Below are 20,652 nucleotides of genomic sequence, written 5' to 3'. Positions count from 1 at the left end.
CCGCCGCCGTCCGGGGCACGATGGCCCCCGTGATCAACCCGGTGGTGGCCCAGTGATCGTCGACGTCGCGACGTACCGCGACGGCTCGCGCCGGGACGTCACCGACCTCACCGGAGCGCTGCGGCGCTGCGCCGACCCCGCCGCGACCGGCACCGCCCCCGCGCAGGAGTTCCTCTGGCTCGGGCTCAAGGACCCCACCGCCGAGGAGTTCAGCGGCATCGCGCAGGCGCTCGGGCTGCACCGCCTCGCCGTCGACGACGCCGTCACCGGTCACCAGCGCCCCAAGATCGAGACCTACGGGCACACCGTGTTCGTCGTCCTCAAGGTGCTCGAGTACTTCGACGACACCTCCCGCGTCGAGACCGGCGAGCTCATGGTCTTCGTCGGCGACCGGTTCGTCGTCACGGTCCGCCGCGGGGAGGCCGGAGCGCTGACCGGGGTCCGGCAGGCCGTCGAGGCCGACCCGCGCCGCCTCGAACGGGGACCGCGCGGGGTGCTGCACGCCGTCATGGAGCACGTCGTCGCCGGCTACACCGCCATCGACGCCGAGCTCGAGCAGGACGTCGAGGAGATGGAGGAACGGGTCTTCTCCCCCGACCGCAGCTCCGACGCCGAACGCATCTACTCCCTCAAGCGCGAGGTGCTGGAGGTCCGGCGGGGCGCGTTCCCGCTGGTCGCACCCCTGACCCGGCTCGTCGGCGCCGACGGCACCGAGGAGGTGCACCCCCTGGACGACCAGGCCCGGTTCGTCCTGCGCGATGTCCTGGACAACCTCGTCCGCACCGTCGAGCACGTCGAGAGCTACGACCGGCTGCTCACCGACATCCTCAACGCCCACCTCGCGCAGGTCTCCGTGCGGCAGAACGACGACGCGCGCAAGATCTCGGCGTGGGCGGCGATCGCGGCCGTCCCCACGCTCGTCGCGGGGATCTACGGCATGAACTTCGAGCACATGCCCGAGCTGTCCTGGCGGTTCGGGTACCCGCTGTGCCTGCTGCTCATGGCCGGGATCTGCGTCGGCCTGCACCGGCAGTTCAAGCGGTCGGGCTGGCTGTGAGCCCGACCGCTGCCCCCGTCAGCCGAACGAGGCCTCGTTGAACGGGGCGAGGACCCCGGCGAGCACCAGGCCGTAGACGACGACGGCCAGCACGACCCGGTAGACGACGAACACGGTGTAGCTGTGCGTCGTGATGAACCGCATGAGCCACGCGATGACGGCGTAGCCGACCCCGAACGCCACGACGGTGGCCACCGCGGTCGGCCCCCAGGCGATCGCGGCACCGCTGCTGACCTCGTCGTAGAGCTGGTAGAAGCCGGACAGGACGACCGCGGGGATCGCCAGCAGGAAGGAGTACCGGGCCGCGGCCTCCCGGGTGTAACCCAGCAGCAGCCCCATCGTGATGGTGCCGCCGGAGCGGGACACGCCGGGGATGAGCGCCAGGGCCTGCGCGAACCCGAACAGCACGCCGTGCTTCCAGGTCAGCTGGTCCAGCGTGCGCTCCTTGCGGCCGAAGCGGTCGGCCGCCCCCAGGATCAGCGCGAACACCCACAGCGAGGTGGCGATGACCACGAACCCGCGCAAGGTCGTCTCGATGGAGTCCTTGAACAGCAGGCCCAGCAGGCCGATCGGGATCGTCCCGAGGATGACCAGCCAGCCCATCCGCGCGTCCGGGTCGTCGCGCGGGACGGCCCCGGTCAGCGACCGGAACCAGCGGCCGACGATGCGCGCGATGTCCTTGCGGAAGTACAGGACGACCGCGGCCTCGGTGCCGAGCTGGCAGATCGCGGTGAACGCGGCCCCGGGGTCCTGGGCCCCGACGAGGGTGCCCACGATCGCGAGGTGGCCGCTGGAGGAGATGGGCAGGAACTCCGTCAGGCCCTGCACCAGACCGAGGAACGCGCCCTCGAGGACACCCATGCTCACGCCGGGGCACCCCCGTCCGACGGGTAGGGGGCAGTACCGGGGAGGGCTCGGGTCAGCACGTGCCGCACGTTAGCGGGTGGCGGACCGCACTCCGCCCCGCCCGCGCGCGGCCTCACCCGCGGCGCACCGAACCCACACACGGCGGGCCCGGCCGCTGCCGGGGCGCGCGGCTCAGAGCCGGGTGGCGGCGTCCTGGCCCGTCACCCCGTCGTCGCCGGCGTCGTCCCCGTCATCCCCCTCGTCGTCCTCGTCCTCGTCGTCGTCTTCCTCGTCGTCGTCGTCCTCGTCGTCGTCTTCCTCGTCGTCGTCGCGCTCGTCCTCGACGTCGTCGTAGAGGACGAACGGCGTGACCTCGTCGTAGGCGTCGTAGATCGCCTCCTCGTAGACCTCGAAGGCGTCGGCGACGCGCTGGTAGGCGTCGGCCACGGCCGGGTCGGTCTCACCCCGACGGTTGGCGGCAGCGGCGAGGTGGTCCTCCAGCGCGGCCACGAGACGGGCCAGGGCTGCGCGCGGGTCGGGAGTCATGGTCCGACCGTACCGAAGATCGCCCCGACTCCCCCACCGGGTTCGCCGACCTCGTGCCCGGACGCGGGGCCGGGTGCATCATGGGGGCGATGGCTGCGCACACGAACAGGGTGACCGGTGGTCCCGTGGGCCCGGGCACGTCCGACGAGTACGAGTACCGCGTCCTCACGCTGTCGCGGGAGACCTCGCGCTCCCAGGCCCGTCAGCTGCTCACCGAGCACGCCGAGTACGGCCGGTGGGAGCTGGCGCGGGTGCGCCTGTACATGGGGGGCAGCCGCAAGGTGTGGTTGCGGCGGAAGATCATCCGGGTCGCACGGACCGCCTGAGCGTCCTACGGTCGCAGGTCGTGGACATCTTCCGGACCAAGAGCGTCGAGGACGCGATCGCGACCACCGACGAACCGGGGCACCGGCTGCGCAAGACGCTCGGGGCCCGGGACCTGACCGTGTTCGGCGTCGGCGTCATCATCGGGACGGGCATCTTCGTCCTGACCGGTGAGGCGGCCGGGACCCGCGCCGGGCCGGGCGTGGCGATCTCCTTCGTCATCTCGGGGATCGTCTGCGCCCTGGCCGCGCTGTGCTACGCCGAGTTCGCCTCCACCGTGCCGGTCGCGGGGTCGGCGTACACGTTCTCCTACGCCAGCCTCGGTGAGGTGGTCGCCTGGATCATCGGCTGGGACCTGATCCTGGAGCTCGCGCTGGGCGCCTCGACGGTCGCGGTGGGCTGGTCCAGCTACGCGGCGGACCTGCTGGGGTCGACGCTGGGGCTGGAGGTGCCGGCCTGGCTCTACTCCGACTCCCCCTCGCCGACCCAGCCGAACCTCATCGCGGCGGCCGTCATCCTCGTCCTGACGGCCGTGCTGTGCGTCGGGACGAAGGCGTCGGCGCGGGTCAACGCCGTCGTCGTCGCGCTCAAGCTCCTGGTCGTCGGGATCGTCATCGTCGCCGGGCTGTTCTTCGTGAAGGCGGCCAACTGGTCCCCGTTCGTCCCGCCCACGGGGTCGCCGAGCGCGTCGAGCACCCCGGCCGACCCGGCGCTGTGGCAGGACCTGGGGGTGCCGTTCGGGACGTTCGGGGTCGGCGGGGTGCTCACGGCCGCCGCGCTGGTCTTCTTCGCCTTCATCGGGTTCGACATCGTCGCCACGGCCGCGGAGGAGACGAAGAACCCGCAGCGGGACGTGCCCCGCGGCATCTTCGGGTCGCTGGCGATCTGCACGGTGCTGTACGTGGCGGTGTCGCTGGTGGTGACGGGGATGGTCCGCTACGACGAGATCTCGGTGGAGGCGCCGCTCGCGAACGCCTTCCGGGCCGTGGGCGCGGACGTGGTGGCCACGCTCATCAGCGTGGGGACGGTCGCCGGGCTGCTGACGGTCATGATGATCCTCATGCTGGGCCAGAACCGGGTGCTGTTCGCGATGGCCCGGGACCGGCTGGTGCCGTCGTGGTTCGCGAAGGTCGACGACCGCACGGGCGTCCCGGTCCGCATCACGGCGGTGACCGGGGTCGTCGTCGCGGTGGTCGCGGCCGTCACGCCCATCTCCGACCTGGCCGAGATGGTGAACATCGGGACGCTGTTCGCGTTCGTGCTGGTCTCGGTGGGGGTCGTGGTGCTGCGCCGGACCCGGCCGGACCTGCCGCGGGCGTTCCGGATGCCGTGGGTGCCGGTGCTGCCGGTCGTCTCGGCGGTGGCGTCGTTCGTCCTCATGGGCTTCCTGCCGGCCCAGAGCTGGGTGCGGCTGGGGATCTGGATGGCGCTGGGGCTCGTGGTCTACCTGGCCTACGGCTACCGGCACTCGCGCCTGGCGCGCCGCGCGGACTGACCGCTCCCCCACCGGGGCCCGGGAATGGATCCCGGTGCTGTACGCTTCAAGCAAGTACATGCAAACGCATGGACTTTGCGAGGAGGACGTCATGCAGTTCGGGATCTTCACCGTCGGCGACGTGACGACCGACCCCACCACGGGCCGGACGCCGACCGAGGGCGAGCGCATCAAGGCGATGATGACCATCGCCGAGCACGCCGAGCAGGTCGGGCTCGACGTCTTCGCCACCGGTGAGCACCACAACCGGCCGTTCGTGCCCAGCTCGCCGACGACGATGCTCGGCTACCTCGCCGGCCGCACCAGCAAGCTGGTGCTGTCGACGTCGACGACGCTGATCACCACGAACGACCCGGTGAAGATCGCCGAGGACTTCGCGATGCTCCAGCACCTGTCCGACGGCCGCGCCGACCTCATGCTCGGCCGCGGGAACACCGCCCCGGTGTACCCCTGGTTCGGGCAGGACATCTCCAAGAGCGTCGAGCTGACCATCGAGAACTACTCGCTGCTGCGGCGCCTGTGGGACGAGGACGTCGTGGACTGGGAGGGTGAGTTCCGCGCCCCGCTGAAGGGCTTCACGTCCACGCCCCGCCCGCTCGACGGGGTGGCCCCGTTCGTGTGGCACGGCTCGATCCGGACCCCGCAGGTCGCCGAGATCGCCGCGTACTTCGGGGACGGGTACTTCGCGAACAACATCTTCTGGCCCAAGGAGCACTACGTCCGGCTCATCGAGCTGTACCGGCAGCGGTACGCCCACTACGGGCACGGGACGCCCGAGCAGGCGATCGTCGGGCTCGGCGGACAGGTGTTCATGCGCAAGAACTCCCAGGACGCGGTGCGGGAGTTCCGCCCCTACTTCGACGACGCCCCCGTCTACGGGCACGGGCCGTCGCTGGAGGAGTTCACCCGCCAGACCCCGCTGACCGTGGGCTCCCCCGAGCAGGTGATCGAGAAGACGCTGACGTTCCAGGAGTTCTTCGGCGACTACCAGCGGCAGATGTTCCTCATGGACCACGCCGGGCTGCCGCTGAAGACGGTGCTGGAGCAGCTCGACCTGCTCGGTGAGCACGTCGTGCCGGTGCTGCGGCGGGAGTTCGAGGCGCGCCGGGCGGCCGGGGTGCCCAGCGACCCGCCCTCGCACACCTCCCGGGTGGCGGCGCGGCTCGCGGCGCAGGACGCCCTTGTCTGAGGGGCGCACCCGCGCGGCGGTGGACGCCTGGGAGTCGGTGTTCCGGCTCCAGGCGACCCTGCTGCGCCGGTTCGCGGCGCAGGACGTCTGGGGCGGGCTGAGCGTGCGCGAGTACGACGTGCTCTACACGCTCGCCCGCTCCGGCGGGCGGTGCCGCCTCGGCGGGCTCAGCGAGGAGGTCTACCTGCCGCAGCCCTCGCTGAGCCGCCTCGTCGACCGGCTCGTCGCCCGCGGGCTGCTGGCCCGCGAGGCCGATCCGCACGACGGCCGCGGGGTCGTGGTGGTGCTGACCGGCGACGGGGCCGCGCTGCAGCGGGAGGTCGGGGGCCGGCACGCCGCGGGCATCGCCGCCGAGTTCTCGGCGCTGTCGGGCGAGGAGCTGGCCGAGCTGGCCCGGCTGTGCCGGACCGTGCTCGGGGAGTGAATCAGCCCAGGGCCCAGACCACCTGGTCGTCCTGGAAGTCGGCGAACTGCTCGACCGAGACGAGCCCGCCGGCGATCGCCTCGGCGGGCACGTCGAAGCACACCTGGTACGAGGCGGTGCCGCCGGCGCGCAGCCCGGGCTGGTCGAAGGCCGAGTTCGGGAGGGTCGCGGTGCACGAGGTGGTGGAGTAGTTGCGGGCGTCGGTGCCCTGGAACCCGGTGGTGAGGTCGATCCAGGGGTTGGCCTCGGGAGCCTGCCCGTCGTACGTGGCCGTCAGGTCGACGAGGACGTAGCGGCCCTGGGCGGCCTCGTTGAAGGGATTCGCCTCGGCGATGACCTGCGTCGCGTCCTGGTTCACGGCGGTCACCGTGACGGTGTAGTCGCCCACCCGGGCGGGGGTGCCGAGCGCGACGGCGGCCGCCGCGGCCTGCTCGGCGTCCTGCGGGTCGACGGTGCTGTAGCCGTTCGCCGCGTCGGTGGCGGCCTGGTCGACGGCTTCGTCGACCGCGGTGAGCGCGGCTCCCGCGGCGACGTTCACCACGATCGCGACGACGATCGCGACGAGGGACAGGACGACCCCGGCGACGGACATCCCCTTGCCGTCGGCGCGGCGCACCAGCGCCACGACGCCGAGGACGAGCCCCACGACGGCCAGCACGATGCTGCCGATGTTGAGGACCGGGACGAGGCACCCGGCCGCGGCGACGATGCCGATGACCAGGGCGGCCACCGCGAGCCCCTTGCCCCTGCGGGGGACGGCCTGCGGTGGGGGCGGTGCGACGAACTGCGACACGTGGCGACTCCTGTGCGGACGGTGCGACCCTCCTGGGTCATCGCCGGTCAAGCAGCCGGCCCGCTTTCCGGTGTCGGTTTCCGGAGAGTCAGGGGGTGAGGGCCCCGGGGCCGCCGGTCCCGTCCTGCCGTGCCCCACCGGTGCCGTGGCGGTGCAGCTCGGCGTAGCGGCCGCCACGGGCGAGCAGTTCCTCGTGCGTCCCCCGCTCCACGAGCCGGCCCGCTTCGAGGACGAGGATCTGGTCGGCGTCGCGGACGGTGGACAGCCGGTGGGCGATGACGATGGCGGTGCGGCCCGCGAGCGCCTCGTCGAGGGCGGTCTGGACGGCGGCTTCGGAGGCGTTGTCGAGGTGGGCGGTGGCTTCGTCGAGGACGACGACGCGGGGGTGGGCGAGCAGGAGGCGGGCGATGGTGAGTCGTTGGCGTTCGCCGCCGGAGAAGCGGTAGCCGCGCTCCCCCACGACGGTGTCGAGGCCGTCGGGCAGGGCGGTGACGAGGTCGGCGAGGCGGGCGCGGCGCAGGGCGTCGTGGAGTTCGTCGTCGGTGGCGTCGGGGCGGGCGATGCGCAGGTTGGAGCGCAGGGACTCGTGGAAGAGGTGGCCGTCCTGGGTGACGACGCCGACGGTGCGGCGCAGGGATTCGGCGGTGAGGTCGCGCACGTCGTGGCCGCCGACGCGGACGGCGCCGGTGTCGACGTCGTAGAGGCGGGCGAGGAGCTGGGCGAGGGTGGACTTGCCGGCGCCGGAGGAGCCGACGACGGCGACGACCTGGCCGGGTTCGACGCGGAAGGTGAGGTCGTGCAGGACGGGGACGCCGCCGCGGGTGTCGAGGGTGGCGACGTCTTCGAGGGAGGCGAGGGAGACGTCGGTGGCGGCGGGGTAGGCGAAGCCGACGTGGTCGAACTCGATGCCGGTGGGGCCGTCGGGCAGGTCGTGGGCGTGGGGGTGTTCGCGCACGAGGGGGACGAGGTCGAGGACCTCGAAGACGCGGTCGAAGCTGACGAGGGCGCTGGTGACGTCGGCGCGGGCGCTGGCGAGGGCGGTCAGGGGGGCGTAGAGGCGGGTGAGGAGGAGGGCGAGGGTGACGATGCTGCCGGGTTCGAGGGTGCCGGCGAGGGCGGCGAGGCCGCCGACGCCGTAGACGAGGGCGAGGGCGAGGGCGGAGACGAGGGTGAGGGCGGTGACGAAGACGGCGCGGCGCACGGCGGTGGTGATGCCGATGTCGCGGACGGCGCGGGCGGCGGCGGCGAAGGCGCGGGACTCGTCCTGGGGGCGGCCGAAGAGCTTGACGAGGGTGGCGCCGGGGGCGGAGAAGCGTTCGGTGGTCTGGTTGATCATGGTGGCGTCGAGGTGGGCGGCGCGGCGGGCGAGCAGGGCCAGGGAGCGGCCCATGCGGCGGGCGGGCAGGAGGAAGACGGGGAGCAGGACCAGGGCGAGGGCGGTGATGCGCCAGGAGATGCCGATCATGACGGCGGCGGTGAGGGCGACGGCGACGACGTTGCTGACGATGCCGGAGAGGGTGTCGCTGAAGGCGCGCTGGGCGCCGAGGACGTCGTTGTTGAGGCGGCTGACGAGGGCGCCGGTGCGGGTGCGGGTGAAGAAGGCGACGGGCATGCGCTGGACGTGGTCGAAGACGCGGGTGCGCAGGTCGAGGATGAGGTCCTCCCCCAGGGTGGCGGACCACCAGCGGACGAGGAGCCCGAGGCCGGCTTCGGCGAGGGCGACGGCGGCGATGAGCAGGGCGAGGGTGATGACGCGGTCGCGGTCGCCGTCGGTGACGGCGTCGACGGCGCGGCCGGCGAGGACGGGGGTGGCGACGGCCAGGACGGCCAGGACGGTGCTGCCGAGGACGAAGAGGGTGAGCAGTCGGCGGCGTTCGCGGGCCATGGCCAGGACGCGGCGGGGGGTGCCGGGGCGGAAGGGTGCGGCGTCGGGGGCGGAGGCGGCTTTCCAGAGGGCCGAGCGGGCGACGTTCTCCATGCTCATCCGGTGACGGTAGGTGCTGGGGCGCCGGTGTGCGGGGGTGGGGCCCGCAGACTGGGGCGGTGATCTCGTGGTGGGGGCGGGCCGGGGTGCGGGTGCGGTCGACGGTGGCGGCGACGGCGTTGATGGCGGTGCTGCTGCTGGCGGGGTCGGGGCTGGGCCTGGTGCTGCTGCGGTCGGCGTTGCTGGCGGTGGACGCGGAGACCGGTGGGGTGCAGGCGCGGCTGGTGCGGTTGTCGGTGACGGCGGCGGCGCTGGGGGGCCGGCCGGACGCGGCGTTGCGGGCGGCGGTGGGGGCCGACGTGGACCGGGGGTCGCACGTGCAGGTGCTGGCCGAGGACGGGTCGGTGGTGGTGGCGAGCGCGGCGCTGGCGGGTCGGGGGGCGTTGACGTCGTTGCGGCCGGGGACGTCGCGGTTGGTGCGGGAGACGGTGGACCTGCCGCAGCTGGGGCGTCCGGGGCCGTGGGTGGTGTCGGTGATGGGGGCGTCGGTGGGGGGCCGGCGGTTCTGGGTGGTGGCGGCGGAGTCGACGGCGGACGCGCAGCGGGTGCTGGGGGTGGCGGCGGCGGCGCTGGGGGTGGGGTCGGCGGTGGTGGTGGGGTCGGTGGCGTTGCTGACGTGGACGTTCGTGGGACGGTCGTTGCGGCCGGTGGAGGCGATCCGGTCGACGGTGCAGGGGATCTCGTCGCGGGGTCTGGACGGCCGGGTGCCGGTGCCGGCGGGGGACGACGAGGTGGCGCGGCTGGCGGTGACGATGAACGGGATGCTGGCGCGGCTGGAGGCGGCGCAGGGGGCGCAGCGGCGGTTCGTGGCCGATGCCAGTCACGAGTTGCGGTCGCCGGTGGCGACGTTGTCGGCGGCAGCGCAGGTGTGGTCGCGAGCGGGGGGTGTGGACCGGGTGTTCACGGAGCTGGTGGGGTCCGAGAGCGCGCGGCTGGAGGCGCTGGTGGGTGATCTGCTGCTGCTGGCGCGGGCTGACGAGGGGCGGCTGGCGGCGGGGCCGCGCGCTGAGGTGGACCTCGACGAGGTGGTGGAGGTGGAGGCGGCGCGGGTGCGGGCGGTGTCGGGGGTCTCCGGTGGTGTCTCGGTGGTGGTCTCGACGGTGCCGGTGCGGGTGCTGGGGGACGCGGGGGGGCTGGCGCGGGTGGTGCGGAACCTGGTGGACAACGCGGTGCGGTACGCGGGGTCGGTGGTGGAGCTGGGGGTGGGCCGGGAGGTCGTGGACGGGGTGGGGTGGGCGGTGGTGACGGTGGCCGACGACGGTCCGGGGATCGCGGCCGGTGACCGGGAGCGGGTGCTGGAGCGGTTCGTGCGGTTGGACGGCAGCCGGCAGCGGGGTGGCCGGGACGGTGCGGGCGGTACGGGGCTGGGGTTGGCGATCGTGGCGGAGGTGGTGGCGGCGCACGGGGGGCGGGTGGTGGTCGGCGAGCGCGCCGGTGGGGGTGCGTCGGTGCGGGTGCTGCTGCCGTCGGGGTCGGCGGTGGGGCCGGGTCAGCCGCCGTCGGCGGCGAGGCGGTAGCCGGCGCCGCGGACGGTCTGCAGGGCGTGGCGGCCGTACGGGATGTCGATCTTCTTGCGCAGGTAGCGGATGTAGACCTCGACGACGTTGGGGTCGGTGACGACGGTGGTGTCCCAGACGGCGTCGAGGAGGTCCTGCTTGGACAGGACGTCGTCGCGGTGGCGCAGGAGGTGCTCGAGGAGGGCGAACTCGCGGGTGGTGAGGGTGATCTCGGTGTCGCCGCGGTGGACGCGGCGGGTGCCGGGGTCGAGGGTGAGGTCGCCGGCGGTGAGGACGACGGGGCGTTCGGGGGCGCCGCGGCGGTGCAGGGCGCGCAGGCGGGCGAGCAGGACGGGGAAGGAGAAGGGTTTGGTGAGGTAGTCGTCGGCGCCGAGGTCGAAGGCGTCGACCTGGTCGTACTCGCCGTCCTTGGCGGTCAGGACGAGGACGGGGGTCCAGACGCCGGCGGTGCGCAGGTCGCGGCAGACCTCGTAGCCGTTGCGGCCGGGGAGCATGAGGTCGAGGACGAGGACGTCGTAGGCGCCGGTGAGGGCGCGCCGGTAGCCGGTGGGGCCGTCGTGGGCGACGTCGACGGTGGCGCCCTCGGCTTCGAGGCCGCGGCGGATCGTGTCGGCGAGGCGGGTCTCGTCGTCGACGAGGAGGAGCTTCACGGCTGGTCCTGGTCCTGGTCGTGGGGGTGGGGGTCAGGTGAGTCCGGCGTCGCGGGCCAGGAGGGCGGCCTGGACGCGGGAGGTGAGGGCGAGCTTGGTCAGGAGCCGGGACACGTGGGTCTTGGCGGTCAGCGGTGAGATGTGCAGGTGGGCGGCGAGGTCGGCGTTGGACTGGCCGCGGCCCAGGCAGCGCAGGACGTCGAGTTCGCGGTCGGTGAGGGTGGACAGGTCGACGGGGGTGGGGTGGGGCTGGGGGGTGGCGCTGTAGGCGTCCAGGAGGGTGCGGGTGACCTCGGGGGCCAGGACGCCCCCGCCGGCGGCGACGCGGCGGACGGCGTCGGTGAGGGTGGGGCCGTCGGCGGTCTTGAGCAGGAAGCCGGCGGCGCCGGCGCGCAGGGCGGCCAGGACGAGGTCGTCGAGGTCGAAGGTGGTCAGGACGAGGACGTCGGCGAGGTGCTCGCGGACGATGTGGGTGGTGGCGGTGACGCCGTCGGTGCCGGGCATGCGCAGGTCCATGACGACGACGTCGGGGCGCAGGGCGCGGGTGAGGGTGAGGGCGCTGGCGCCGTCGGCGGCTTCGCCGACGACGTCGAGGTCGGGTTCGGCGGTGAGGATCATCCGCAGGCCGGTGCGGACGGCGGTGTGGTCGTCGGCGAGCAGGACGCGCACGCTCACGCCGGGACCGCCGGGGTGGGCCGGGTGGGCCGGGTGGGCCCGGTGGGCCCGGTGGGGGTGGGCAGCGGCAGGGTCACGTCGAGGCGCCAGCGGTCGGGGTGGGCGGTGGCGGTGGCGGTGCCGTGCAGGGCGTGGACGCGTTCGCGGATGCCGTCGAGGCCGTGGCCGGGCCGGGCCGGGGCTGCGCTGCCGGGGGCGCCGGGGGTGGTGCCGGGGGTGGTGCCGGGGCGCAGGGGTGAGTCGACGCGCAGGTGCACGGTCCGGTCGTGGTGGGTGAGGTGGACGTGGACGGGGCCGGGGGCGGCGTGCTTGCGGGCGTTGGTGAGGGCTTCGGTCAGGACGCGGTGCAGCGTCCGGGCGGTCGGCGGGGGCAGGTGCGGCGGGGGGTCGAGGTGGGCGTGGACGTCCAGGCCGGCGGCGCGGGCGAGGTCGACGGCCTCGGCCGGGGCCGGGGAGTCGGCGCTGGGGTCGCCGGGAGTGGTGGCGACCTCGTCGGGGGCGGCGCGCATGAGGTCGATCATGGCGCGCATCTGGTGCAGGGACTCGACGCTGGCGGCGCGGATGCCGCTCAGGACGGTGGTGTCGGACCCGGCGCGCCGGGCGGCGACGAGGGCGGCCTCGGACTGCAGGGCGATGCCGGACAGGTGCCCGGCGACGACGTCGTGCAGGTCGCGGGCCGTGGCCGCGCGCTCGTCGCGGCGGGCGCGGTCGGCGGCCATCCGCGCCAGGTCGGCGCTGCGCTGGACGTCGCGGGCCCAGACCAGCGGGATGCCCAGGACGGCGGCCAGGGTGAGGGCCCGGCCCAGGGCGTTGCCGGGGTCCTGGAGCAGGGCGACGGCGGCCGCGACGGCGACGGCCACGACGGCGCCGGTCTCCAGGGTGGCGCGGCGGGCGGCGGTGGCGCCGGTGTGGGCCCAGTACAGGACGTTGGCCAGGGCTGCGGTGGTGACCGGGGACGGGCCGCTGGACGGGTGCAGGAGGCCGTCGGCGGTGAACGCGGCGAAGGCGACGGCGGCGCTGCTCAGGGGCAGGCGGGTCACGCTCAGGTGGGTGGCGGCGGCCACCACCGGCGGCAGCAAGTTCCAGGCGCTGCCGCCGGGGGCACCGGCCCACCACAGCAGGGTGCCGCCGGCGGCGAGGCCGGCGGCGAGCAGCTTCGGGTGGCGCACTCCCCCATCGGACCACAGGTGCCGACGGGGGGTCGTCCTCCGGACGGTGGGTGTGCGCGCGGTCAGCGCCGGGCGCCGGTCCCGCTGCCGGTGAGTTCCACGCGGTCGCCGGTGCGGCGCTGGTGGCGGACGCCGACGGCGACGACGACGGCGGTCAGGACCAGGGACAGGGTCAGCTCGACCCGCTGCCCGGGCAGGACGACCATGAGGGCCAGGACCACGACGATGAACGCGAGCGCGGCGTAGGTCAGCCACGGGAACAGCCACATCCGCACGGCGGGGCGTTCGCCCTGGGCGTCGAGGCGGCGGCGCATCCGCAGCTGGCTGAGGGCGATGATCGCGTAGACGACCAGGGCCAGGGCGCCGCTGGTGGCCAGGAGCATCCCGAAGATGCGGTCGGGCAGCAGGTAGTTGCCGACGACGGCGAGGAAGCCGACGGCGGTGGAGGCCAGGATCGCGGGGTAGGGCACGCCGCGGCCGGAGACGTGGGACAGCCAGCGGGGGCCGTCGCCGCGGCGGGACAGGGAGAACACCATGCGGGAGGCGGTGTAGAGGGCGGAGTTCAGGCAGCTGGCGACGGCGGTGAGGATGACGACGTCCATGATCGTGGCGGCGCCGGGGATGCCGATGGCCTGCAGGGTGCTCTGGAAGGACCCGAGCTCGTCCAGTTCCGGGGAGTTCCAGGGGACGAGGGCGACGACGACGAAGATGGACAGCAGGTAGAACACCGCGATGCGGCCGATGACGGAGTTCACCGCGCGCCGCACGCCCTTCTGGGGGTCGGGGGACTCGGCGGCGGCGATGGTGACGATCTCGGTGCCCATGAAGCTGAACATCGTGAGCAGCATCGCGGCCAGGACGGCGGTGAAGCCGTTGGGCAGGAACCCGCCGTCGAGGCTGAACCCGGGGGTGCCGGTGACGTCGGAGCCGGGCAGGACGCCGGTGATGGCCAGGACGCCGACGACGATGAACCCGACGATGGCGACGACCTTGATGCCGGCGAACCAGAACTCGAACTCGCCGTAGTTGCCGACGCTGGCGAGGTTGGTGGCGGTGAGCAGGAGGGTGACGGCCAGGGCCCAGACCCACTGGGGGGCGCCGAGCCAGTCGCTGAGGATGTCGGCGGCGGCGGTGGCCTCGACGGGGATGACCAGGACCCAGAACCACCAGTAGAGCCAGCCGACGCTGAACCCGGCCCAGCGGCCCAGGGCGCGGTCGGCGTAGGTGGAGAAGGAACCGGTGTCGGGCTGGGCGGTGGCCATCTCCCCGAGCATGCGCATGACGAGGACGACGAGGGTGCCGGCGAGGGCGTAGGACAGCAGGACGGCGGGGCCGGCTTCGGCGATGGCGTTCTTGGAGCCGACGAACAGGCCGGCGCCGATGACGCCGGCGATGGAGATCATGGTGATGTGGCGGGGTTTGAGCCCGGTGCCCAGCCCGGGTGCGGTCCCGGGGTCGGTCCCGGTGGCGCCGGTGGGGTGGTTCGCGGGTCCGTGCTCCTGCACGATGCCTCCTCGCGTCGTGTCGAGCGGTCCGGGATCGTGCCGGACGGGTGCTCGGGAGTGGTGGGTCTGCCCGGGGACGGGGGTCGCCCGCCCCGCGGGTGCCGGCACGCGGGTGCTGTCGGCGGCGACCGAGGGTAGCGTCCGGACGGTGACCCCGCGAACCGTGGCGACCGTGCGTCGCGTCGACCGTGCTGAACTGCTGGAGTTCGTCCGCCCGCGGCACCGGGTGGTGCTGACGACGTTCCGCGCCGACGGCCGGCCGCAGTCGTCGCCGGTGACGGCCGGGGTGGACGAGCAGGGCCGCCTGGTGGTCTCGACGTACCCGGACCGGGCGAAGGCGGTGAACGCGCGGCGCGACCGGCGCGGGTCGGCGGTGGTGCTGTCGGACGACTTCGGCGACGCGTGGGTGCAGGTCGACGGCGACCTGGAGGTCCTGGACGGGGAGGAGGCCGTGGAGCCGCTGGTGGAGTACTTCCGGTGCATCTCCGGGGAGCACCCGGACTGGGCGGAGTACCGGCAGGCGATGCGGGACCAGGGCAAGTCGCTGCTGCGGTTGACGATCACCGGGTGGGGGCCGGTGGCCACCGGCGGCTTCCCGCCGCGGCTGGCCGGCTGAGCGCCGGGCCCCCGGCGCCGCGTCAGCGGTCGCGCAGGTGGGCCTCGACGGCCCGCACGAGGGCGGGGTCGACCTCGACGTGGTGGTCGGCGCGGGCGTGCTCGGCGACCTGGGCGAGGATCTCGGCGCGGTCGGCGCCGGTGAACTCGCGGGTGCAGCCGGGCACGACGTCGCCGCAGCGGAAGGCCTTCACGCGCCCATCCTCCAGCGGGTCCGGGGCCGGGGTCCGGTGGGGTGGGCCCCGGCCGGGGCAGGTCCGGCGGCGGGTGCGGCCGGGACGGTGGGGGCACCGGTCCCCGGACCGGTGCCCGAGGCGGCCGCCAGGTCCAGGACGAGGTCCTCGAAGCCGACGACGCCGACGTAGCGGCCGGTGCCGTCGGTGCACACCAGCGGGTCGAAGCGGACGGTCCCGCCGCGGGCCACGGCGCGGGCGGCGACCTCGGCCACGGGCGTCTCGGGGGCCAGGGTCGTCTCGACCGGCTCCACCCGCGGCCCGTCCCCGGGGCGCTGGGGGGGCAGGACGATGACGCGGGGCACGTCCTCGGCGTCGACGACGACGACGGGGGCCGGTTCGGCGGTGACGGCGCGCACGGCGCCGGCGACGTCGCGGGCGGTCTTGGTGCGCCGGGCCAGGTTCCCGGCGCGGCGGGGGCGGGGACCGGTCGCGGGGGCCGGGGCGCCGGGGCCGTCCAGGAGGTGGCGCGCCGGGGCGGTCAGGGGGTCGAAGTCGTCGCCGGGGCGGGCCAGCAGGAAACCCTGGACCAGCGGGACGCCCATGCCGCGCAGGACGTCGAGCTCGTCGACGGTCTCGACACCCTCGGCGATGATCCACGCGTCCAGGCGGCCGGCGCACTCGCCGAGGAACTGCACCAGGGACCGCTTGACGAGGTCCTGGTGCAGGTCGCGGACCAGCTGCAGGTCGATCTTGAGGATCTCCGGGCGCACGACGGCCATCCGCAGCAGGCCCGAGTGGCCGGTGCCGACGTCGTCGAGGGCGACGAGGGCGCCGCGGGCGCGCAGCAGCGTCAGGGGGCCCATGAGGTCGCGGGGGTCGCAGTCGGCGTGCTCGGTCAGCTCCAGGACGACGCCGGTGAGGTCGTGGGCGAGCAGGGCGGCCATGACGCGGTCGTCGGCCAGGGAGGTGGGGCTGGAGTTGACGGTCAGGAACGTGCCGGGGGGCAGGTGCGGCAGCCGGGCCAGGGCGCGGGTCAGGACGACGTGGTCGAGGTCGGCGTCGCGGCCCAGGGCGCGGGCGGCGCGGAACCACTGCTCGGTGGGGACGGCGGAGGGGAAGCGGGACAGGACCTCGTACCCGGCGACGCGGCCGGCGGCGACGTCGACGACGGGGTGCAGGACCAGGCGGAGCAGGCCCGGGTCGGCGCACACGGCGTCCAGCCGTCGGTGCCACCGGCCCCGGTGCGTCACCTCACCCACGGCGTTCCACCCCACCCACTGCGTGTGCCCCGGTCAACGGTCACTCCCCGTGGCAGTTACCCACCACACCGTGGACGAATCGCCCTCGTGTCGGAAGAGTGCAGATCCGCCGTCGTGCCCGGGAGCATATCGGGGTAATCGCGTGGTCACCGCCTGCAAGCGGCACGGGACGGCACGGAGCGGCACGGAGCTCAAGATCGGTTCCGGCGACGTCGATCCCCTGCGGGTGACCCCGCGAACGCGCCGACGCCCCACCACCGCGGGCCGGCTGGGCCGCGTCCTGCTGCCCGCCCTGGCCCCGCTGGTCGCCGCGACGCTGCTGGCCCCGCCCGCGAGCGCCGAGCCGGTGGCCCCCTCGGCGACCCCCTCGGTGACCCCCTCGGTGACCCCGTCGGCGGGGGCGCGCACGGCGGCCCAGGCGCGGGACGAGGCGGCGGCCGCGGCGGTGTCGGTGCGGGCGGCGGTGGAGCAGGTCCAGGCGGCGCAGCGGGAACTGGGGCGGTCGCGGGCCGCGGTGGGGTCGGCGGTCAGCGCGAGCGTGCAGGCGCAGGTCGAGGCGGACCGGGCGGGTGCGGCGGCGCAGCGGTCGCAGGCGCTGGCCACGCAGCGGGTGCGGTCGATGTACATGGACGCCGGGACCGACGGGGCGCGGCGGGGGCTGGCGCTGCTGTCCTCGGCGGTGGCCGGGGGTGACCCGGCGCTGACGGCGCGGGTGTTCTCGGCGGTGCGCCGGGTGGACCGGGTGCGGGTGAGCTCGGGGCGGGAGGCCGCGCGGGTGAGCCGGGAGCGCTCGGAGCAGGCGGACGCGGGCGCGGCGCAGGCGGTGGCGTCGGTGCGGGACGTGGCCGCGCAGGTGGACCGGGCGCAGGGGGCGCTGGCGTCGGCGCGCGAGCAGGTCGCGGCGCTGGAGGGCGAGGCGGCGCGGTTGCAGGCCGAGCAGGACGCGGCGGCGGCGGCGCGGCTGGCCGCGGAGCTGGCCGCGGCGCAGGCGCAGGCGCAGGCGGTGAGCGCGTCGGTGGCCGGGCGGGCCGCGGGGGTGCACGCGCGGGCGGTGCCGGCCGACTACGCCGACCTGTACGTGCGGGCGGCGGCGACGTGCGCGGGGATGCGTCCGGCGCTGCTGGCGGCGGTGGGGCAGGTCGAGAGCGGGCACGGGGTGAACACCGGGCCGAGCTCGGCCGGGGCGGTGGGGCCCATGCAGTTCATGCCCTCGACGTTCGCCGCGTACGGGGTGGACGGCGGCGGGGACGGGCAGGTCTCGGCGGCCGACCCGGCGGACGCGGTGTTCAGCGCGGCGAGGTACCTGTGCGCCAACGGGGCCGGTCAGGGCCGGGAGGCGGAGGCGGCCGCGGTGTTCCGGTACAACCACGCCGACTGGTACGTGGCGATGGTGCAGCGGGTGGCCGACGAGCTGGCCGGGCAGGGGTTCGGGGGCTGAGCTCCCCCGCTCCCCCGCCGGCCCGGCGCGGCGGCGCTCAGGTCTCGTCGAGCTGCAGGACGGTCGTGCCGCCGGTGGTCTGGACCTGGACGCTGGCGATCTGGTCGCGGGTCCAGGACGTGGCGCCGGTGAGCTGGGCGTCCTTGCCGGGCACGGCGGTCCAGGTGCCGATCTGCTCGTGGGCGCCGGTGCGGTCGGTGACGACGAGGGCGTACCGGTACGCCTGCTCGGTCTGGGCGTGGGCGTAGGCGCACACGAGGTCGACCTTGGTGCCCCAGCCGACCTCGGTGAGGGCGACGGTGGCGGTGATGGGGGTGGGGACCAGGGGGTCCATCACCCGGGGCTGCCCGCCGCCGTCCCCGGTCCCGCCGCCGGTGCGGCTCTGGGTGGGGGCGGGTGCGGCCAGCGTGGCGGTGGTGCCCGGCCCGGGGTCGGTGCGCAGGCCGTCGGTGGCGACGGCGGCCACGAGCGCGGCGGCGGCCACGAGCCCGGCGCCCAGGACGGCGCGGCGGGTGGTGCGGCGGCGGCGGACCGTGCGCAGCAGGCCGGGCAGGACGGTGTCGGGGACGCCGGTGCCCTCGCGCAGCGCGGCGGCCGGGTCGTCCTCGGTGAGGGTGGCCACGACCTGCGGCGGGGTGCGCGAGAGCAGGCCGGGCAGGCCGGCGAGCTGCTCGACGCCGCGGCGGCAGTCCGGGCAGGTCCGCAGGTGGGCCTCGAACTCGCTGCGCTCGGCCGGGGACAGCGCGCCCAGGACGTACGGTCCGGCGCTGGTCGCGAAGCGGTCCGCGGGGTCGGGCCCGAACGGGGTCGTGGACGGTCCGGTCATCAGCGGCTCACCCCCATCTCCTGCAGGGCCAGTCTGAGGTTCATCAGGGCGTAGTGGGTGCGGGACTTCACGGTCCCCTCCGGGACGCCGAGCAGGCGGGCGGCCTCGGCGACCGACCGGCCGGCGAAGTAGCAGTGCGCCAGGACGGCGCGGTGCTCGGGTGAGAGCCGGGTCAGGGCCTGGGCCACCACCCACTGCTGCAGGACCTGCTCGGACTCGTCGACGACGGCGCGCTCGGGCACGTCGGCGTGGACGCTCTCACGGCGGTTGCGGGCCGAGCGCCAGTCGTCGATGACGAGGCGGCGGGCGACGGTGAACAGCCACGCGCGGGTCGAGCCGCGGGCGGGGTCGAGGGCCTCGGGGTGGCGCCAGGCGCGCAGCAGGGTCTCCTGGACGACGTCCTGGGCGCTGACGCGGTCGCCGGTGAGGGACACGACGTAGGCCCACAGGGCCCCGGCGTGCTCGTCGTGCAGGGCGCGCACGAGGTCCTCGTCGGCGTCGGTCATGGTCGTGGTCCTCGTCCCGCTCGTGCCGGTCGGTGCTGGTGGGTGCTGGTGGGTGCGCGCGAGCGCCTCCCGAGCACACCACGAGGCAGCCGGGCCGCCGGTTCGGTCCGGCGCGTACGTTCCCCCGGTGAGCGTCCCGATGAGCCAGGTGCCGTCCGCCCCGGTACCGGTCCCGCCCTCGCTGCGGCCGGTCCTGGCCCGCTGGGGCGGGCCGGGAGCCGACGTCCCGGCGCTGCCGGCGGTGTGGGTCAACGCCCTGGGCGGGACGACGTTCGCGCTGCGGGGGCCGGCGGGGGCGGTGTTCTGCAAGTGGGCCCCGGCGGGGGTGGCGCTGGACCTGCCCGCCGAGGCGCGGCGGTCGCGGTGGGCCGCGGCGTGGCTGCCGGTGCCGCGGGTGCTGGCGGGCGGCGCGGACGAGCACGGGTCGTGGCTGGTGTCGCGGGCCCTGCCCGGGCGCAGCGCGGTCGACCCGCGCTGGCGCGCGCGCCCGCAGGTGGCGGTGCCGGCGCTGGGGCGGGCGCTGCGGCGCTGGCACGAGGCGCTGCCGGTGCGGGAGTGCCCCTTCGACTGGTCGGTGCCGTACCGGCTGGCCCGAGCGGTGGGCGACACGGCCCGGCTGCGGACCCCGCCGCCGGTGGACCGGCTGGTGGTCTGCCACGGCGACGCGTGCTCGCCGAACACGCTGCTGGGTGCGGACGGGTCGGCGGTGGGGTGGGTGGACCTGGGCGCGCTGGGGGTGGGCGACCGGTGGGCGGACCTGGCGGTGGCGACGACGAGCCTGGACTGGAACTACGGGCCGGGCTGGCAGCCGGTCTTCCTGGACGCCTACGGGATCGGCGAGGACCGCGAGCGCAGCGCCTACTACCGCGCGTTGTGGGACGTGGGCCCGTGAGCACCGCGCGCGCTGCCGGGCAGGTGCCGGGGAGGGGGCGGGCACGGGCTACCGTCGCAGGGTGCGCAGCGAGTTGTCCCGCTTCCTCGAGGGTCTGTCCTGGCCCCGGCCCCAGCCGGTGGGACCGGCGGCGGTGCTGGACCCCGAGACCGCCCCGGCCGACCCCGTCGTCCTGTTCGAGCAGTGGCTGCGGGCCGCGGTCGCGGCCGGGGTGCCGGCCGCGCACGTGATGACGCTGGCCACGGTCGACGTCGCCGGCCGCCCCGACGCGCGGGTCACGGTCCTGGAGGACGTCGACGACCACGCGTTCTGGCTCTCGGCCAGCGAGACCAGCCCCAAGGGCAAGCAGCTGGGGCGGGTCCCGGTGGCGGCGCTGGTGTTCCACTGGCCGCAGCTGGGGCGGCAGGTCCGGGTGCGCGGCACCGTGCGGGCGGCCGACGAGGCCCGCACCGCCGCGGCGTTCGCGCGGTTGTCGCTCAGCGCCCGCACCGAGGCGCTGGTGGACCGGCAGAGCCGGCCCCTGCACGACGAGGAGTGGCTGTCCGACGCGCTGGGCGACCCCACCGACCTGGTGCAGCTGGAGGAACCGGGCCCGGTGTCGGCCCCGACGTGGCGGCTGTGGGGCGTCGACGCGGGCCGGATGGAGTTCTTCCAGGCCGGCCCCGGGGACCCCGAGGGGTCCGGGGACGAGGACCACCACCTGCGGTTGCGGTACTCGCGCGTCGACGACGGCTGGGAGACGGTGCTGCTGCGCCCCTGACCGTCG

22 protein-coding genes are annotated in these 20,652 nt (G+C 75.1%); 10 read left to right on the top strand and 12 right to left on the bottom strand.

What is annotated here, in order from left to right; genetic code table 11:
• Positions 1–52 precede the first annotated feature (52 nt).
• Positions 53–1,057, top strand: a complete 1,005-nt coding sequence (gene corA / locus ACRYRX_RS13060) for a magnesium/cobalt transporter CorA (protein WP_432512389.1) — start codon at positions 53–55, stop codon at positions 1,055–1,057.
• Between the two features lie 18 nt (positions 1,058–1,075).
• Here the strand turns inward: corA and ACRYRX_RS13055 are convergent, their stop codons facing one another.
• Positions 1,076–1,918 carry an undecaprenyl-diphosphate phosphatase gene (locus tag ACRYRX_RS13055; RefSeq protein ID WP_432512520.1) on the bottom strand — a complete coding sequence of 281 codons (843 nt, stop codon included), beginning with the start codon at positions 1,916–1,918 and terminating at the stop codon, positions 1,076–1,078.
• A 177-nt stretch (positions 1,919–2,095) separates the two neighbouring features.
• Positions 2,096–2,449: a primosomal protein gene (locus ACRYRX_RS13050; RefSeq protein WP_432512388.1), complete on the bottom strand. Its 354-nt coding sequence runs from the start codon at positions 2,447–2,449 to the stop codon at positions 2,096–2,098.
• Between the two features lie 89 nt (positions 2,450–2,538).
• On the opposite strand from ACRYRX_RS13050, the gene ACRYRX_RS13045 reads away from it, so the two are divergent.
• The 4 genes from ACRYRX_RS13045 to ACRYRX_RS13030 all read left to right on the top strand — a co-directional run bounded on the left by ACRYRX_RS13045 (position 2,539) and on the right by ACRYRX_RS13030 (position 5,881).
• Complete coding sequence (locus ACRYRX_RS13045; RefSeq protein ID WP_432512386.1) at positions 2,539–2,775, top strand: DUF5703 family protein; 237 nt, start codon at positions 2,539–2,541, stop codon at positions 2,773–2,775.
• A 20-nt stretch (positions 2,776–2,795) separates the two neighbouring features.
• The gene (locus ACRYRX_RS13040) at positions 2,796–4,268 is read left to right on the top strand and encodes an amino acid permease (protein ID WP_432512384.1); all 1,473 of its coding nucleotides are present in this window, start codon (positions 2,796–2,798) and stop codon (positions 4,266–4,268) included.
• A 91-nt stretch (positions 4,269–4,359) separates the two neighbouring features.
• Entirely contained in the window at positions 4,360–5,457 is a 1,098-nt protein-coding gene (locus ACRYRX_RS13035; RefSeq protein ID WP_432512383.1) for an LLM class flavin-dependent oxidoreductase, read from the top strand.
• Positions 5,450–5,881 (top strand): MarR family winged helix-turn-helix transcriptional regulator, encoded by a 432-nt coding sequence (locus ACRYRX_RS13030; protein ID WP_432512382.1) that lies wholly within the window; start codon positions 5,450–5,452, stop codon positions 5,879–5,881. Before ACRYRX_RS13035 ends, ACRYRX_RS13030 begins: the two co-directional genes overlap by 8 nt.
• Position 5,882: 1 nt before the next feature.
• Here ACRYRX_RS13030 and ACRYRX_RS13025 read toward each other — a convergent pair whose 3' ends face one another.
• Together ACRYRX_RS13025 and ACRYRX_RS13020 are read right to left on the bottom strand one after the other, a co-directional pair.
• Positions 5,883–6,674 carry a DUF4352 domain-containing protein gene (locus ACRYRX_RS13025; RefSeq protein ID WP_432512381.1) on the bottom strand — a complete coding sequence of 264 codons (792 nt, stop codon included), beginning with the start codon at positions 6,672–6,674 and terminating at the stop codon, positions 5,883–5,885.
• Between the two features lie 88 nt (positions 6,675–6,762).
• Positions 6,763–8,658: an ABC transporter ATP-binding protein gene (locus tag ACRYRX_RS13020; protein WP_432512379.1), complete on the bottom strand. Its 1,896-nt coding sequence runs from the start codon at positions 8,656–8,658 to the stop codon at positions 6,763–6,765.
• A gap of 59 nt (positions 8,659–8,717) precedes the next feature.
• Here ACRYRX_RS13020 and ACRYRX_RS13015 point away from each other — a divergent pair, with 59 nt between their 5' ends.
• Positions 8,718–10,175: a sensor histidine kinase gene (locus tag ACRYRX_RS13015; protein WP_432512378.1), complete on the top strand. Its 1,458-nt coding sequence runs from the start codon at positions 8,718–8,720 to the stop codon at positions 10,173–10,175.
• Here ACRYRX_RS13015 and ACRYRX_RS13010 read toward each other — a convergent pair.
• The 4 genes from ACRYRX_RS13010 to ACRYRX_RS12995 all read right to left on the bottom strand — a co-directional run bounded on the left by ACRYRX_RS13010 (position 10,148) and on the right by ACRYRX_RS12995 (position 14,072).
• Entirely contained in the window at positions 10,148–10,825 is a 678-nt protein-coding gene (locus ACRYRX_RS13010; RefSeq protein WP_432512376.1) for a response regulator transcription factor, read from the bottom strand. The two genes, ACRYRX_RS13015 and ACRYRX_RS13010, sit on opposite strands and share 28 nt — an antisense overlap.
• Before the next feature lie 33 nt (positions 10,826–10,858).
• Positions 10,859–11,500: a response regulator gene (locus ACRYRX_RS13005; RefSeq protein WP_432512374.1), complete on the bottom strand. Its 642-nt coding sequence runs from the start codon at positions 11,498–11,500 to the stop codon at positions 10,859–10,861.
• Positions 11,497–12,669: a sensor histidine kinase gene (locus ACRYRX_RS13000; RefSeq protein ID WP_432512372.1), complete on the bottom strand. Its 1,173-nt coding sequence runs from the start codon at positions 12,667–12,669 to the stop codon at positions 11,497–11,499. Before ACRYRX_RS13000 ends, ACRYRX_RS13005 begins: the two co-directional genes overlap by 4 nt.
• Before the next feature lie 62 nt (positions 12,670–12,731).
• Entirely contained in the window at positions 12,732–14,072 is a 1,341-nt protein-coding gene (locus ACRYRX_RS12995) for an amino acid permease (protein ID WP_432512518.1), read from the bottom strand.
• A 250-nt stretch (positions 14,073–14,322) separates the two neighbouring features.
• Here ACRYRX_RS12995 and ACRYRX_RS12990 point away from each other — a divergent pair, with 250 nt between their 5' ends.
• The gene (locus tag ACRYRX_RS12990) at positions 14,323–14,790 is read left to right on the top strand and encodes a PPOX class F420-dependent oxidoreductase (RefSeq protein ID WP_432512370.1); all 468 of its coding nucleotides are present in this window, start codon (positions 14,323–14,325) and stop codon (positions 14,788–14,790) included.
• 22 nt (positions 14,791–14,812) lie between these two features.
• Here ACRYRX_RS12990 and ACRYRX_RS12985 read toward each other — a convergent pair whose 3' ends face one another.
• Positions 14,813–14,983 carry a DUF1059 domain-containing protein gene (locus ACRYRX_RS12985; protein ID WP_432512369.1) on the bottom strand — a complete coding sequence of 57 codons (171 nt, stop codon included), beginning with the start codon at positions 14,981–14,983 and terminating at the stop codon, positions 14,813–14,815.
• Entirely contained in the window at positions 14,980–16,224 is a 1,245-nt protein-coding gene (locus tag ACRYRX_RS12980) for an EAL domain-containing protein (RefSeq protein WP_432512367.1), read from the bottom strand. The genes ACRYRX_RS12985 and ACRYRX_RS12980 overlap by 4 nt, the downstream gene beginning before the upstream one ends.
• Positions 16,225–16,450: 226 nt before the next feature.
• Between ACRYRX_RS12980 and ACRYRX_RS12975 the strand changes: the two genes are divergently transcribed.
• Positions 16,451–17,662: a lytic transglycosylase domain-containing protein gene (locus tag ACRYRX_RS12975; protein WP_432512366.1), complete on the top strand. Its 1,212-nt coding sequence runs from the start codon at positions 16,451–16,453 to the stop codon at positions 17,660–17,662.
• Positions 17,663–17,699: 37 nt separating this feature from the next.
• Here the strand turns inward: ACRYRX_RS12975 and ACRYRX_RS12970 are convergent, their stop codons facing one another.
• On the bottom strand, positions 17,700–18,488 hold the full coding sequence (locus tag ACRYRX_RS12970; protein ID WP_432512364.1) for an anti-sigma factor family protein: 789 nt from the start codon (positions 18,486–18,488) through the stop codon (positions 17,700–17,702).
• A complete protein-coding gene (locus tag ACRYRX_RS12965; RefSeq protein ID WP_432512363.1) occupies positions 18,488–18,994 on the bottom strand; it encodes a sigma-70 family RNA polymerase sigma factor in 507 nt (168 codons plus the stop codon). The genes ACRYRX_RS12970 and ACRYRX_RS12965 overlap by 1 nt, the downstream gene beginning before the upstream one ends.
• Positions 18,995–19,133: 139 nt before the next feature.
• Here ACRYRX_RS12965 and ACRYRX_RS12960 point away from each other — a divergent pair, with 139 nt between their 5' ends.
• The gene (locus ACRYRX_RS12960) at positions 19,134–19,886 is read left to right on the top strand and encodes a phosphotransferase (RefSeq protein WP_432512517.1); all 753 of its coding nucleotides are present in this window, start codon (positions 19,134–19,136) and stop codon (positions 19,884–19,886) included.
• Between the two features lie 61 nt (positions 19,887–19,947).
• Positions 19,948–20,646 (top strand): pyridoxine/pyridoxamine 5'-phosphate oxidase, encoded by a 699-nt coding sequence (locus ACRYRX_RS12955; RefSeq protein WP_432512362.1) that lies wholly within the window; start codon positions 19,948–19,950, stop codon positions 20,644–20,646.
• Positions 20,647–20,652: the final 6 nt, after the last annotated feature.

Origin of the sequence: Kineococcus lubricus, assembly GCF_050871965.1 — a bacterium.
In the GTDB taxonomy this organism is placed as follows: domain Bacteria; phylum Actinomycetota; class Actinomycetes; order Actinomycetales; family Kineococcaceae; genus Kineococcus.
Note: the sequence above shows the minus strand (reverse complement) of the source record. Positions and strands in the feature narration are given on the sequence as shown.